This is a genomic window from Blastococcus sp. DSM 46786 (assembly GCF_900109665.1).
In the GTDB taxonomy this organism is placed as follows: Bacteria; Actinomycetota; Actinomycetes; order Mycobacteriales; family Geodermatophilaceae; genus Blastococcus; species Blastococcus carthaginiensis.
Genome location: NZ_FOAO01000001.1, coordinates 401,632 through 415,331, shown reverse-complemented (window position 1 = coordinate 415,331; position 13,700 = coordinate 401,632). Strand labels below are relative to the sequence as shown.

14 protein-coding genes are annotated in these 13,700 nt (G+C 72.2%); all 14 read left to right on the top strand.

Features of this window, described 5'->3' with window-relative positions; all coding sequences use genetic code 11:
* Positions 1-299: transposase (locus BMW62_RS02035; RefSeq protein WP_139206163.1), on the top strand; the 299-nt coding region annotated here is incomplete at its 5' end.
* A gap of 419 nt (positions 300-718) precedes the next feature.
* Complete coding sequence (gene rplJ, locus BMW62_RS02030; RefSeq protein WP_091929128.1) at positions 719-1,312, top strand: 50S ribosomal protein L10; 594 nt, start codon at positions 719-721, stop codon at positions 1,310-1,312.
* A gap of 26 nt (positions 1,313-1,338) precedes the next feature.
* Positions 1,339-1,719: a 50S ribosomal protein L7/L12 gene (gene rplL, locus BMW62_RS02025; protein WP_348271442.1), complete on the top strand. Its 381-nt coding sequence runs from the start codon at positions 1,339-1,341 to the stop codon at positions 1,717-1,719.
* Positions 1,720-2,061: 342 nt separating this feature from the next.
* A complete protein-coding gene (locus BMW62_RS02020) occupies positions 2,062-3,198 on the top strand; it encodes an ABC transporter ATP-binding protein (protein WP_091929126.1) in 1,137 nt (378 codons plus the stop codon).
* Between the two features lie 29 nt (positions 3,199-3,227).
* The gene (locus tag BMW62_RS02015; protein WP_091929188.1) at positions 3,228-4,010 is read left to right on the top strand and encodes an MlaE family ABC transporter permease; all 783 of its coding nucleotides are present in this window, start codon (positions 3,228-3,230) and stop codon (positions 4,008-4,010) included.
* A gap of 74 nt (positions 4,011-4,084) precedes the next feature.
* Positions 4,085-4,879, top strand: a complete 795-nt coding sequence (locus tag BMW62_RS02010) for an MlaE family ABC transporter permease (protein WP_091929187.1) — start codon at positions 4,085-4,087, stop codon at positions 4,877-4,879.
* Positions 4,880-4,964: 85 nt separating this feature from the next.
* Complete coding sequence (locus BMW62_RS02005) at positions 4,965-6,338, top strand: MCE family protein (RefSeq protein WP_091929125.1); 1,374 nt, start codon at positions 4,965-4,967, stop codon at positions 6,336-6,338.
* Positions 6,335-7,399, top strand: coding sequence for an MCE family protein (locus BMW62_RS02000; protein WP_091929124.1), 1,065 nt, complete (start codon positions 6,335-6,337; stop codon positions 7,397-7,399). The genes BMW62_RS02005 and BMW62_RS02000 overlap by 4 nt, the downstream gene beginning before the upstream one ends.
* Positions 7,399-8,427: an MCE family protein gene (locus BMW62_RS01995; protein WP_091929186.1), complete on the top strand. Its 1,029-nt coding sequence runs from the start codon at positions 7,399-7,401 to the stop codon at positions 8,425-8,427. Before BMW62_RS02000 ends, BMW62_RS01995 begins: the two co-directional genes overlap by 1 nt.
* On the top strand, positions 8,424-9,683 hold the full coding sequence (locus tag BMW62_RS01990; protein ID WP_091929123.1) for an MCE family protein: 1,260 nt from the start codon (positions 8,424-8,426) through the stop codon (positions 9,681-9,683). Before BMW62_RS01995 ends, BMW62_RS01990 begins: the two co-directional genes overlap by 4 nt.
* Positions 9,680-10,951, top strand: coding sequence for an MCE family protein (locus BMW62_RS01985; protein WP_091929122.1), 1,272 nt, complete (start codon positions 9,680-9,682; stop codon positions 10,949-10,951). Before BMW62_RS01990 ends, BMW62_RS01985 begins: the two co-directional genes overlap by 4 nt.
* The gene (locus BMW62_RS01980; protein ID WP_091929121.1) at positions 10,948-12,222 is read left to right on the top strand and encodes an MlaD family protein; all 1,275 of its coding nucleotides are present in this window, start codon (positions 10,948-10,950) and stop codon (positions 12,220-12,222) included. The genes BMW62_RS01985 and BMW62_RS01980 overlap by 4 nt, the downstream gene beginning before the upstream one ends.
* A gap of 55 nt (positions 12,223-12,277) precedes the next feature.
* On the top strand, positions 12,278-12,886 hold the full coding sequence (locus BMW62_RS01975; protein WP_139206162.1) for a hypothetical protein: 609 nt from the start codon (positions 12,278-12,280) through the stop codon (positions 12,884-12,886).
* A complete protein-coding gene (locus tag BMW62_RS22410) occupies positions 12,879-13,697 on the top strand; it encodes a hypothetical protein (RefSeq protein ID WP_170852163.1) in 819 nt (272 codons plus the stop codon). Before BMW62_RS01975 ends, BMW62_RS22410 begins: the two co-directional genes overlap by 8 nt.
* The last annotated feature ends 3 nt before the right edge of the window (positions 13,698-13,700 follow it).

Genomic DNA, 13,700 nt, shown 5'->3' with positions numbered 1-13,700 from the left:
ACTCCGAACCGGCCTTCGCCATGCTCTGCGGCGCCGCCCCCATCCCGGCGTCCTCGGGCAGAACCCACCGCCACCGGCTCAACCGCGGCGGCGATCGCCAAGCCAACGCCGCCCTCTACCGCGTCGCGCTCTGCCGGATGCGCTGGGACCCACGCATCCGTGCCTACGTCGAACGCCGCACTCAAGAGGGACTGTCGAAGAAGGACATCATCCGCTGCCTCAAGCGCATGATCGCCCGCGAGCTCTACTACGTCCTACGCCCCACCCAGTCGCCCGAAAACATCGCCTCGGCCGCTTGACGATCCATAGGAGCATCCTGGTCGTTCCGGGTCCTGGCTCACCGTCGACAGTGAGCCAGGACCCCGCCGGGTGAGCCAGGACGGCCCCGCTGCGCACCCGCGCGGCGGGGCCGCCGGCGTCCCAGGGGCAGTGCAGCGCTCGACGGCGCAGGGTGTGACCGGGACGACGGCCGGCGCGCGAGGGGCGGCATGTATGCTCGTCCCCGTTCCCCCCAAGACCGCTGGTCGTCGCACGTCCGCGTGCGATCGAAGGTCCCGGAGCTCCGGGCGACCCGCGCAGGAGGACGGTTCGATCGGCAGGCGCACGCGCCCGCCCCTCGCCCCGTGCGCCCTGCGCCGGGGCGTTCCTCGTCTCCGGGCCCTCCGTCGCACGCAGTCGTGCAGCGTCCAGCAGTCGCCCGACAGACGAGAGGAGGCCCATGCCCACGCAGGCGAAGGCCGCGGTGATCGACGAGATCACCGAGCGGTTCCAGTCGTCCAGCGCGGCGGTGCTCACCGAGTACCGCGGGCTGACCGTGGCGCAGCTGACCCAGCTGCGCCGTTCCCTCGGTGAGGGCAGCAGCTACGCCGTCGTCAAGAACACCCTGACGAAGCGGGCGGCGGACTCGGTCGGGCACTCCGACCTGGCCCCGCTGCTCAACGGCCCGACCGCGATCGCCTTCATCGAGGGCGACGTCGTCGAGGCCGCCAAGGCCATCCGCGACTTCGCGCGCGCCAACCCGCTGCTCGTCGTCAAGGGCGGCGTCGTCGAGGGCCGAACCGTCGGCCCCGCCGAGGTCACCGCCCTGGCCGACGTCGAGCCGCGCGAGGTGCTGCTGGCCAAGCTGGCCGGCGCCATGAAGGGCAACCTGACCAAGGCTGCCGGGCTGTTCCAGGCCCCGCTGTCGCAGGTCGCCCGGCTCGCCGAGGCGCTCAAGGAGAAGAAGCCCGCCGAGGCGGGCGCTCCCGAAGCCGCTGCTGCTGACACCACCCCCGACGCTGACGCCGCGGACGCCGCGGCCAGCACCGACTGACCCCAGAAGGAGACACCATGGCCAAGCTGTCCACCGCGGAGCTGCTCGACGCGTTCAAGGAGATGACCCTCCTCGAGCTGTCCGACTTCGTGAAGCAGTTCGAGGAGACCTTCGAGGTCACCGCTGCCGCGCCGGTCGCCATGGCGGCCGCCCCGGCCGCCGGCGGCGGCGGTGCCGCAGAGGAGGCCGTTGAGCAGGACGAGTTCGACGTCATCCTCGAGGCTGCCGGCGACAAGAAGATCCAGGTCATCAAGGAGGTGCGCGGCCTGACCTCGCTCGGCCTCAAGGAGGCCAAGGACCTGGTCGACAACGCGCCCAAGCCGGTCCTGGAGAAGGTCGCCAAGGACGCCGCCGAGAAGGCCAAGGCCGCTCTCGAGGGCGCCGGCGCCACCGTCACCGTCAAGTAGAAGGACCCCGGCGCCCCCCAGCCCTCGCTCCGCTCGGGCCGGGTCCCTGCGCCGGGGCCGTTCCATCGCGTCACCTCGCGGCTACGCCGCAGCAGGGGCCGTCCTCCTTCGGGGGGACGGCCCCTGTCGCATGTCCGGGTGGTTTCGACCGTCACAGGGAGACCCGGGTCACCGGAACTCCGTGACACACGTAACCTTCGCCCCGCGTGATCGTTACTGACCGGTAGTGACGCGGTGCGATCCCTCCCTAGCCGGAGGGTTCGAGGAGCAGCGCACTGCCGGGGCCCGCCGACGCGGCGGGGTGGGGAACCGGTGGGCAACCGGGACGGGAGGCAGGGACACGTGGGCGTCGCAGTCGAGGTCTCGGGGCTGACCAAGTCGTTCGGCAGCCAGAACATCTGGAGCGACGTCACGCTCACCCTCCCGCCCGGGGAGATCTCGGTGCTGCTGGGTCCGTCCGGCACCGGCAAGTCCGTCTTCCTCAAGTCGCTGGTCGGCCTGCTCAAGCCCGAGCGCGGCTCGATCGTCATCTCCGACACCGACATCGTCACCTGCCGGGAGCACCGGCTCTACGAGGTCCGGAAGCTGTTCGGCGTCCTCTTCCAGGACGGCGCCCTGTTCGGGTCGATGAACCTGTTCGACAACATCGCCTTCCCGCTGCGCGAGCACACGAAGAAGAGCGAGTCGGAGATCCGGCGGATCGTCCTCGAGAAGATGGACATGGTCGGCCTGCAGGGCGCCGAGGGGAAGCTGCCGGGGGAGATCTCCGGCGGGATGCGCAAGCGCGCCGGCCTGGCCCGCGCCCTGGTGCTCGACCCCGAGATCATCCTGTTCGACGAGCCCGACTCGGGCCTCGACCCCGTCCGCGTGGCCTACCTCAACCAGCTCATCGTCGACCTCAACGCCCAGATCGACGCGACGTTCCTGATCGTCACGCACGACATCGGCACCGCGCGGACCGTGCCCGACAACCTCGGCCTGCTCTTCCGCCGCCACCTGGCGATGTTCGGCCCGCGCGAGCAGCTGCTGACCTCCCAGGAGCCGGTGGTCCGCCAGTTCCTCAACGGCCGGCGCGAGGGCCCCATCGGCATGAGCGAGGAGAAGGACGTCGCCCAGGTCGAGGCCGAGATGGCGGCCCTGGAGGCCCGCGGCGGGGACCAGCACAACGGCATCGGGCCCAAGGGCGCCAGCGGTGGCGACGCCGTACCGCCGCAGCTCGACCCCTCCCCGGGCCTGCCGGAGCGCCAGGCGGTGCGCCGTCGGCAGGAGCGGGTCGCCCGGATGCTGCACGAGTTCGACCCGGCCACCGCTGAGGCCATCCGCGCGTCGCTGCCGCACGACCTGCTCGCCCAGGCCGATGCCGGCGCCTTCACGCCGACCGCGGCTGCCGGTGGCCGGCACTGGGCGCCCGGGCCGGACGCGGTCCCGGCCGGCTCCGCGGCCACCGCCGTCCTCCCCCGGTCGGCGGGTGAACCGTGACCGCCACCGGACGACCGAAAGCGCCGGGTCTGCTCGACGGGAAGTTCTCACCCACCCGTCCGCTCGCCGCCAGCGGCAACCTGTTCGCCTTCGCGCTCGACGTGCTCCGGGCGCTCCCCAAGCGGCCGTTCCAGCTGCGCGAGTTCATCCAGCAGACGTGGTTCGTCGCGAGCGTCACCATCCTGCCGACGGCGCTGGTGGCCATCCCGTTCGGCGCGGTCATCGCCCTGCAGCTGGGCTCCCTCACCCGGCAGCTGGGCGCCCAGTCCTTCACCGGGTCGGCGTCGGTCCTGGCGGTCCTCCGCGAGGCGAGCCCCATCGTGACGGCTCTGCTGATCGCGGGCGCCGGCGGATCGGCCATCTGCGCCGATCTCGGTGCGCGCAAGATCCGCGACGAGATCGACGCGATGGAGGTCCTCGGCATCAGCCCGATCCAGCGGCTGGTGGTGCCCCGCGTGCTGGCGTCCATGCTGGTCGCCGTTCTGCTCAACGGGCTGGTCAGCGTGGTGGGCGTGGCGGGTGGCTACTTCTTCAACGTCGTCCTGCAGGGCGGCACGCCCGGCGCCTACCTCGCGTCGTTCAGCGCGCTGGCGCAGGTCGAGGACTTCTGGTCCGGGGAGATCAAGGCGCTGGTCTTCGGGCTCATCGCCGGGATCGTGGCCTCGTACAAGGGGCTACGCGCCGGTGGTGGGCCCAAGGGGGTCGGGGACGCGGTGAACCAGGCCGTCGTCATCACCTTCCTGCTGCTGTTCGCCGTGAACTTCGTGATCACCGCGATCTACTTCCAGCTCGTGCCACCGAAGGGGCAGTGATGGCGCTGCTCTCTCCGACCGACCGGATCCGGGTCGGGGCCCGCCGGCTGGGCCAGACCGTGTACCGCCGGCCGATGGACGCCCTCGACGACCTCGGCGACCAGCTGAGCTTCTACGGACGCGCTCTCGGCTGGGTGCCGCGGGCGCTGCGCCGCTACAAGCGCGAGACGTTCCGGTTGCTGGCGGAGGTGACGTTCGGGACCGGCGCCCTGGCGGTCATCGGCGGCACCGTCGGCGTCATCGCCTTCCTCTCGTTCTTCACCGGCACGGAGGTCGGGCTCCAGGGGTACGCGGCCCTCGACCAGCTCGGCACATCGGCCTTCACGGGCTTCCTCTCGGCCTACTTCAACACCCGGGAGATCGCGCCGCTGGTGGCCGGCCTGGCGCTGTCGGCCACGGTCGGCTGCGGGTTCACCGCCCAGATCGGTGCCATGCGGATCAACGAGGAGATCGACGCTCTCGAGGTCATGGGGGTGCCGTCCCTGCCGTTCCTCGTGACCACGCGCATCGTCGCCGGCTTCGTCGCCGTCATCCCGCTGTACGTGCTGGGGCTCCTCACGAGCTACTTCGCGACGCGGACCATCGCGACCCAGGCGTACGGCCAGTCCGAGGGCACCTACGACCACTACTTCAACCTCTTCCTGCCGCCGCAGGACGTGCTGTGGTCGTTCCTCAAGGTGCTGGTCTTCGCCGTGGTGATCATCCTGACCCACTGCTACTACGGGTACCGCGCGAGCGGCGGTCCCGCGGGCGTCGGTCTGGCCGTCGGACGGGCGGTCCGCTTCTCGATCGTCGCCATCAACGTCATCGACCTGTTCCTGTCCCTGGCCATCTGGGGATCGACCACGACTGTCCGGATCGCGGGGTGACGGCGGTGCCGAGAACGAGGACGCGGGTGCGCCTGGCGCGCACCGGCCGGGCCGGCGCGGAGCCGGGTGCGCCGGGAGGAAGGCGATGAGGGGCCGGGGCGCGGTCATCGGCCGGCGCCTCCAGGGCCTGGCGTTCCTCGTCGTCCTGGTGCTCCTGCTGGGGCTGTCGGTGGCCGCCTACAACAAGGCGTTCACCGAGGTCGCCCGCGTCACGCTGGAGACCGACACCGCCGGCAACCAGCTGCAGGAGGCCTCGGACGTCAAGGTCCGCGGCGTCATCGTCGGCGAGGTGCGGGAGGTCCGGGCCGACGCCGACGGCGCGACCATCGAGCTCGCGATCGCACCCGAGCACCTCGAGCACATCCCGGCCGACGTGACCGCCCGGCTGCTCCCCAAGACCCTCTTCGGCGAGCGCTACGTCGCCCTGCAGGTCCCCGAGGAGGCGGGCGAGGAACGACTGGCCGACGGCGACGTCATCGGGCAGGACCGCGCCAGCAACGCCATCGAGCTGCAGCGCGTCATCGACGACACCCTGCCGCTGCTGCGCGCCGTGCATCCCGACGACCTGTCGTACACCCTCGGCGCCGTCGCCGACGCGCTGCGGGGCCGCGGCGACGAGCTCGGCGCCAACCTGGCCGCCACCGGCGAGTACTTCGGCCGGCTCAACACCGTGCTCCCGGAGCTCCAGGCCGACATCTCCGGACTGGCCGACTTCGCCGAGACCTACGAGGGCGCCGCGGACGACCTGCTGGCGGTCCTGGACAACCTCGCGCTGACCAACGCGACGGTGGTCGACCAGGCCGAGATGCTGCGCCGGACGTTCACGGTGGGCGCGGGCTCGGCGGCCGTGACCGCGGACTTCCTCGAGCGCAACGAGCGCAACCTGATCTCCCTGGCGGAGACGTCGCGGCCGGTGCTGGGCCTGTTCGCCGAGTACTCGCCGGTCTACCCGTGCCTCCTGGAGGGCCTCAGCCGCTCGGTGCCCAGGATCGGTGAGACGTTCGGCGCCGACGGCGACCCGTCGCTCAACCTGAACATCCAGTTCACGTTCCCGCCCCGCAGCCCCTACGCGCCCGGGGACCAGCCGGTGTACGCGGACACCGCGCCGCCGGACTGCCGCGGCCTGGACGCCATCGACCGCGAGATCGCCGAGGCGCAGGCGGGGGAGTACTACTGCCCCTACCCGCCCGCCGACGGCATCGAGTCCCCGGAGAGCGCGGAGCGCCCCGAGCCGGCCTGCTACCGCGCAGGAGCGGATGACGGCGGGAAGCCGGACAACGTGCCCGGTGCGCGGGCCGGGAACGCGCTGCCCGACGTGCTGGCCGGCTCGACCGCCGAGCTCGATTTCGTCCGCAGCATCCTCGCCTACCAGACCGGCGCCCAGGCCGCGGACGTCTCCGAGCTCGGCGCCGCGACCCTGGCTCCGTTCCTGCGCGGCAAGACGGTGATGCTGCGATGAGCGGGCAGCTGAGAGGCCTGACCGGGCCGTTGGTCAAGCTGGTCGCGTTCGGGGTCGTGACCGTGCTCGCCGCCTATGTCCTCGTCAGCACCATCACCAACGCCGGCTACGGGGATCAGGTGACCTACCGGGCCCAGTTCACCGACGTGGCCGGCCTGGTCGAGGGTGACGAGGTCCGCATCGCCGGGGTGCGCGTCGGCCAGGTGGTCGCCATCGGGCTCGGAGAGGGGACCGAGCGGCCGTCTGCCGAGGTGGAGCTCGAAGTGAGCGCCGACGTCCCGCTGCCCGAGGCGGTGGAGGCGACGATCCGCTACCGCAACCTGGTCGGCCAGCGGTACATCGCGCTCACCGAGGGGGAGGGATCCCAGGGGCGGACGCTCGACGAGGGCGCCGTCATCCCCCTGTCCCGGACGACGGACGCACTGGACCTCACGGTGCTCTTCGGCGGGTTCCAGCCCCTGCTGCAGGCCCTCTCACCGGCGGACGTCAACCGGGTGTCCTTCGAGATCATCCAGGTCTTCCAGGGCGAGGGCGGGACCGTGGAGAGCCTCCTGGCGCACGTCGGTTCGCTGACCAACAGCCTCGCCGACCGCGACCAGGTCATCGGCAGCGTCATCGACAACCTGACCACCGTGATGGGCACGCTGGCCGACCGCGACCAGCAGCTGTCCGGCCTGGTCGTCAGCCTCCAGCAGTTCGTCACCGGGCTCGCCGGTGACCGCGAGGTCATCTTCGACTCCCTGGACACGATCGACCAGCTCGCGCTCGCCACCAGCGGCTTCCTGGAGGACGCACGGGCGCCGCTGGCCGCGGACATCAAGGCCCTCGACGCCCTGGCGGGCAACCTGGCCGACACCGGTGACGTGGTGGAGCGCTTCCTGCAGACCGCTCCGGTCAAGCTGGACCTCACCACCCGCACCGCCATCAACGGCAGCTGGTTCAACTTCTTCATGTGCCGGGCCGGCGGGACGGTCACGCTCCCGGCCACGGAGCTCGACCCGGGCGGGCGGCCGGTCGCCCGCCCGTTCGAGTTCGAGAGCGGTGCGGAGGGGTGCAGCTGATGGCCCGCACCTCCACGAACTTCCGCGACCGCAACCCGGTGACCATCGGCGCGGTGAGCCTGACGGTCATCGCGGTGCTGGTGCTCCTCGCCTTCAACGCCCAGTCGCTGCCGCTGATCGGTGGGGGCACCGTCTACGAGGCGCAGTTCTCCGAGGCGGCGGGGCTCAAGGAGGACGACCCGGTGCGGATCGCCGGGGTCAAGGTCGGCACTGTCGAGAGCCTCCGCCTGGAGGACGGCGCGGTGACGGTCGCCTTCCGGGTGAAGGACGCCTTCGTCGGCGACCGCTCGGAGGCGGCCATCAAGATCGAGACGGTGCTGGGCGCCAAGTACGTCGCCCTCGTCCCGCGGGGATCGGAGCCGCTGGACCCCGACGCGCGCATCCCCCGCGAGCGGACGGCCTCGCCCTACGACGTCGTGGAGGCCTTCGCCGACCTGTCCTCGACGGTGCAGGAGATCGACACCGGGCAGCTCGCGTCGAGCTTCGAGGTGCTGGCCGAGACCTTCGCCGAGACCCCGGAGGAGGTGCAGACGTCGCTGCAGGGCCTCGCCCGGCTGTCGGACACCATCGCCTCGCGGGACGCCCAGCTCCGGGAGCTGCTGGGAGCGACCCGTCAGGTGACCCAGGTGCTCGCCGACCGCAACGGTGAGTTCACCCGGCTGATCCTCGACTCGAACACGCTCCTCGCCGAGGTGCAGGAGCGGCGGGAGCTGATCGACGCGATCCTGACGAGCACCCAGGAGCTGGCCAGGCAGCTCTCCGGCCTGGTCGACGACAACCGCGAGACGCTGACCCCCGCCCTGCAGCAGCTGTCCCGGGTCACCGACATCCTGTCGCGCAACCGGACCGCGCTGGCCGAGACGGTGCAGGAGCTGGCTCCCTTCGTCCGGGTCTTCACCAACACCCTCGGCAGCGGCCGGTGGTTCGACAGCTTCGTCAACGACCTGCTGCCCACGGTCGTCGGCGCGGCCGCCTGCACGGCCGCCACCACGCCGGTGACCGGTTGCACCCAGGGAGGACAGGAATGAGCGGCACGCTGCAGCGCGGTGTCGCGCTGGGGGCAGCGCTGGTGCTGCTCGCCGCGCTCGGCTGGACGGTCCTGCGCCCGGCCGGCGAGTACCGGGTGACGGCCTGGTTCACCGAGACCGTCGGCCTCTACCCCGGCTCCGACGTGCGGGTGCTCGGCATTGCCATCGGCACCATCGACGACGTCCAGCCGCTCGGCGACAAGGTGCGCGTGGAGATGAGCATCGACGACGACTACGACGTGCCCGCCGACGCCTCCGCGATCGTCCTGGCACCGTCGCTGGTGTCCGACCGGTACGTGCAGTTCGCGCCGGTCTACGACGGCGGCCCGACCCTGCAGGACGGTGCGGAGATACCGCTGGAGCGCACCGCCATCCCGGTCGAGCTCGACGCCGTCTACGGCGCCCTGGACGAGTTGTCGGCCGCCCTCGGCCCCGACGGGGCGAACGCCGACGGGGCGCTGTCCGACCTCGTCGACGTCGGCGCGGCCAACCTGGCCGGCAACGGCCAGGCGCTCAACCGCACCCTCACCGGCTTCTCCCGCGCTGTGCAGACCCTCGCCGAGAACCGGGACGACCTGTTCAGCTCGGTAGAGAACCTGCAGACCTTCACCACCGCGCTGGCCACGATCGATGCCCAGGTCGGCCGGTTCAACACGAACATGGCCGCCGTCGCCGGCCTGCTCGCCGACGAGCGGGCGGACCTGCAGGAGGCGGTCGCGCTGCTCACCGACGCGCTGGGCGACGTCGCCGGCTTCGTCCGGGACAACACCACCCTGCTCACCACGAACGTCGACCGACTGGCCGACGTGACCCTGGTGCTGGTGCAGCAGCGGGCGAGGCTCGCCGAGGTGCTCGATGTCGCACCGGCCGCGCTGGGCAACCTCGCGCGCGCCTACAACCCCGACTTCGGCACCCTCGACACCCGGGACAACGGCCTCGGGTCGCTGCACGCGGAGGTCGTCGTCTGCGGTGTGCTCGCCCAGGTGGGCCGGATCGACCTGGCGGTCGACCTGCCGCTGCCGGTCGACTCGGCCGCGCCGCTGCGCGACGCCACGGAGCAGATCTGCGCGCGGCTGCTCTCCGGGGACGCGAACGCGGACGGCAGCCTCGACGACCTCAACGCCAACGGCATCCCCGACTACGAGGAGCTGCGCCGGGCACTGCTGGGCGGCGGCGTCGCCGGTGGCGGTGGCGGTGGCGGTGGCGGCGGACTCCTGCCCGGGCTCGTGCCGGTCCTCCCCGTGGGTGACCGGTGAGCCGGCGGGTGCAGCGGGCCGCTGCGCTCGCGGCCGCGACGCTGCTCCTCGGCGGCTGCGGGTTCCGCGGTGCCTACTCCTTCAGCCTGCCCGGTGGGGCCGACCTCGGCGACGCTCCGTACACGGTGGAGATCGAGTTCCTCGACGTCCTCGACCTGGTGCCGCAGTCCGGTGTCCGGGTCGCCGACGTGCCGGTCGGCCGCGTCGAGTCGATCGCGCTGGACGCGGAGGACTGGACGGCGGTCGTCACCGTCTCCGTGAACGGCGACGTCGAGCTCCCGGCCAATGCCGTCGCGGCGATCCAGCAGTCGTCGCTGCTCGGCGAGAAGTACGTCGAGCTGGCTCCCCCCGGGAACGAGACGCCGGAAGGCCGCCTGGGCGAGGACTCCCGGATCCCGCTCGACCGCACCAACCGCAACGTCGAGGTCGAGGAGCTGCTGGGGGCTCTCTCGCTGGTGCTCAACGGCGGTGGGCTGGCCCAACTGCAGACGATCAACCGCGAGCTCGGGAACGCGCTGGAGGGGCGGGAGGCCGAGATCAGGAGCACCCTGCAGCAGCTCGACACCTTCATCGGGGGGCTCGACGCACAGAAGGCCGAGATCAACCGAGCCCTCGACCGCGCCGACGAGCTGGCCACCACCCTGGCCGAGCGGACGGCGACGATCGAGAACGCCCTGGACGCCATCGGTCCGGGCCTCGACGTCATCGACGAGCAGCGCGGCCTGCTGGTCTCGATGCTCGAGGGCCTCGACCGCCTGGGCCGCGTCGGCACGCGGATCATCGACCGGTCGGCGGCCAGCACGGTGGAGGACCTGGAGCTGCTGCAGCCGATCCTGAGCCAGCTGGCCGCCGCCGGCCCGGACCTCGCGAACTCGCTGGAGCTGCTGCTCACCTACCCGTTCCCCGACAGCTCGCTCTCGGCGCTGAACTACCGGCAGGCGCAGTCCGGCGGCACGGCGCTGTTCACGAACATGACCGCCACGGTGGACATGGACCTCACCCACCTGCTGTGCCGGTACGTCGTCGACCAGAGCGGCGCGCTGCGAGAACTGCCGTTGGAGGAGGCCCTCACCCAGGGCAGGTGCGGCACCGAGGGAGCGACGGGGCAGGCCAGCGGTTCCGCCGGCGGAACGCCCGTCACGACGTCCGCCGCCGACCGCCCGTCGGGGCTCGGCGGCATCCCGGGACGAGTCCTGGACCAGGCCACCGGGACCGACCAGCCGGCGGGCCTCCTCGGCCTGCCCCCCGTGCCGGAGGTGGGGCCGTGATCACCCGCAGCACCAAGCTCAAGCTGCTGGCCTTCGCCACCCTGGCCGTCGTCGGGATGGCCTACCTGGGGTTCAAGTACGTCGGGCTGGACCGCGCGCTCCTGGGCGGTGGCTACGAGGTGGCGGCGGACTTCCGGGACTCCGGCGGGATCTTCGTCAACGCCGAGGTCACCTACCGCGGCGTCGCGGTCGGCCGGGTGACGGACATGCAGGTCATCGACGACGGCGTCCGGGTGGTGCTCCGCATCGACCCCGACGCCGAACCCATCCCGGCCGACACCGACGCCGCGGTCGCCACCCGCAGCGCGGTGGGGGAGCAGTACGTCATCCTGCGACCCACCGGCGCGGGCGAGCCGTACCTGGACGACGGGGCGGTCATCCCGCAGGAGCGCACCAGCACCCCCGTGCCGGTGGAGCAGATGCTCCTCAACCTCGACGAGTTCGTGGGCTCGATCGACCAGGAGAACCTGCGGATCGTGGTCGAGGAGCTCGGACGCGCCTTCGAAGGGGCCGGGGAGGACCTGGGGCGCCTGATCGACAACGGCGACCTGCTCCTGGCCCGGGCTCAGGAGTCGCTGCCGCAGACCCTGCAGCTCATCCGGGACGGTCAGACCGTCCTCGACACCCAGCGGGCGAGTCGCACGGCGATCCGCCAGTGGGCGGCGGACCTGCGGTTGTTCACCGACACGCTGGTCGAGATGGACCCGGACCTGCGCAGCATCCTGACCAACGCGCCCGACGCGGGGGAGGCGCTGCAGGGCCTGGTGGAGGACGCCGGTCCGGGGCTCGGCTCCCTCGTGCGCAACCTGGACATCCTCAACGGGGTGCAGATCCCCCGGCTGGACGGGATCCGGCAGATGCTGGTCACCTATCCCGACGCGGTCACCGGTGGCTTCACCGTCGTCCGCCGCGACGAGGACGGCGTGCTGCGCTCCCACTTCGGCTTCGTGCTGAACGCCGGGGAACCGCACGCCTGCACGTCGGGCTACGTCGCCAGCGCGAGCACGCCCACCCGCGGTGCGGTCGAGAACGTGGACACCGACGCGATCCACTGCCAGGTGGTGGACGGTGTCGACCCCCGGCCGGCTGACGGCTACGACGAGAACGGCAGCACCATCCGCGGCGCGCAGAACATCGGCCGGGACGGTGGGCGCGGGCTGACGACCCCCCAGGAGGAGATCGGGAACGGCGGTGCGCCGCCGGCGGGTGCGCTCAGCGAGGTGCTCAGCGGGCTCCTCCACGCCAGCCCGATCGCCACGATTGCCGGTTGAGACCCGGCATGCCGCCGTCCCACACGGAGCCAGGACAAGGAGAATCGCCCGCGTGATGAGCGAAGCGCAGGTAGCCGCACGGGAGGACCTGACCTCCCCGGCTCCCGGTGACGGGCCCACCGGCGCACCGCGCAGCGGGCGCGACGGCGAAGGCGACCGCCGCACCCGGCCGTCCCTCCCGCTGGTCCCGACGCTGGCGGTGCTGCTCCTGGCGCTCCTCGCCGCGATCGCCGTGCTCTGGTCCACCCGCCCCGGGGAGTCGGCCGTCAGCACCGACGACTACGCCGAGGCGCTGCAGGCGGCGCGCTCGGGGGTCGTCGACCTGACCTCGTTCGACCACCTGACGCTCGACGACGACATCGAGCAGCTCAGGCAGATCACCACCGGGGACCTCCGCGAGGAGTCGGTGGCCGAGCTCGACGGCCGGCGGGAGGAGCTCACGGACCTGCAGGCCGTGGTGAACACCGAGGTCGTCGGGGCCGGGGTCACCCGGGCCGACGACGACGAGGCGACGGTGCTGATGGTCATCCAGTCGACGCAGGAGAGCACCGCGAACCCGCAGGCCCAGGTCACGCGGTACCGCATCAAGGTGGACCTGGCCAAGGTGGACGGGCGCTGGCTCCTGTCCGGGATCGCGGGGACGGGGAGCGCCGGCGATGAGTGACGCCCGGGACGACCGCGCCGTGGGCGACCGGCCCAGCCCCTCGCCGAGGACCCGGTCGGTGGCCGGCGCCCGCCCCTCCCCGCGGCCCCGCGTCGCGGGGAGCCGGCGCGAGCGCAGCGGGGGCGAGCCGGTGGCGGAGGCCGCGACGCCGACGACAGGGGGCGTGGCGGCGCCCGCGGCGGACCCCGGCCGTTCCCCGTCCACGGCGCGGCCCCGGTCGCGACGGGCAGCGGGCGCACCCGGCGCGGCCGCGGGCCCGGCCGTCCGGCCGGCCCGGCGGCGGATCCCCGCGACCGTCCTGGCTCTCGCGCTGCTGGCAACCGTGGCCGCGGCGGGGATCGGGGTGCTCCTGTGGCAGCGATCGAACCCCGCCCACGTCGATCCGTCGATCTTCGCCGCCGCGCGCAGCGGCATCGAGGCCGTCTACGCCTACGACCACGAGGACTCCGAGGGCAGCGTCCAGCGCAAGCTGGACGCCCTGACCGGCGATCTGCGCGAGCAGTACGAACGCGACCTCTCCCAGGGCGGCATCATCGACACCTACGAGCAGGTGTCGGCGACGACCCGCTACGAGGTTCTCGACGTCGGGCTCCAGCAGGTCAACGACGCCCAGGACACCGCGACGCTCGTCGTCTTCGGCCAGTACGTCGTCGAGTCGGTCAACAGCGGCACCCAGCCGGCCCCGGAGGGGTCGGAGTGCCAGGTGACGCCCGAGGGTGCGCAGTCCTGCGTCCAGACGGTGCAGGTCCGCCTGGTCCAGGTGGACGACGACTGGAAGATCAGCGAGCTGACGCTGCTCACCACCAGCTGACGG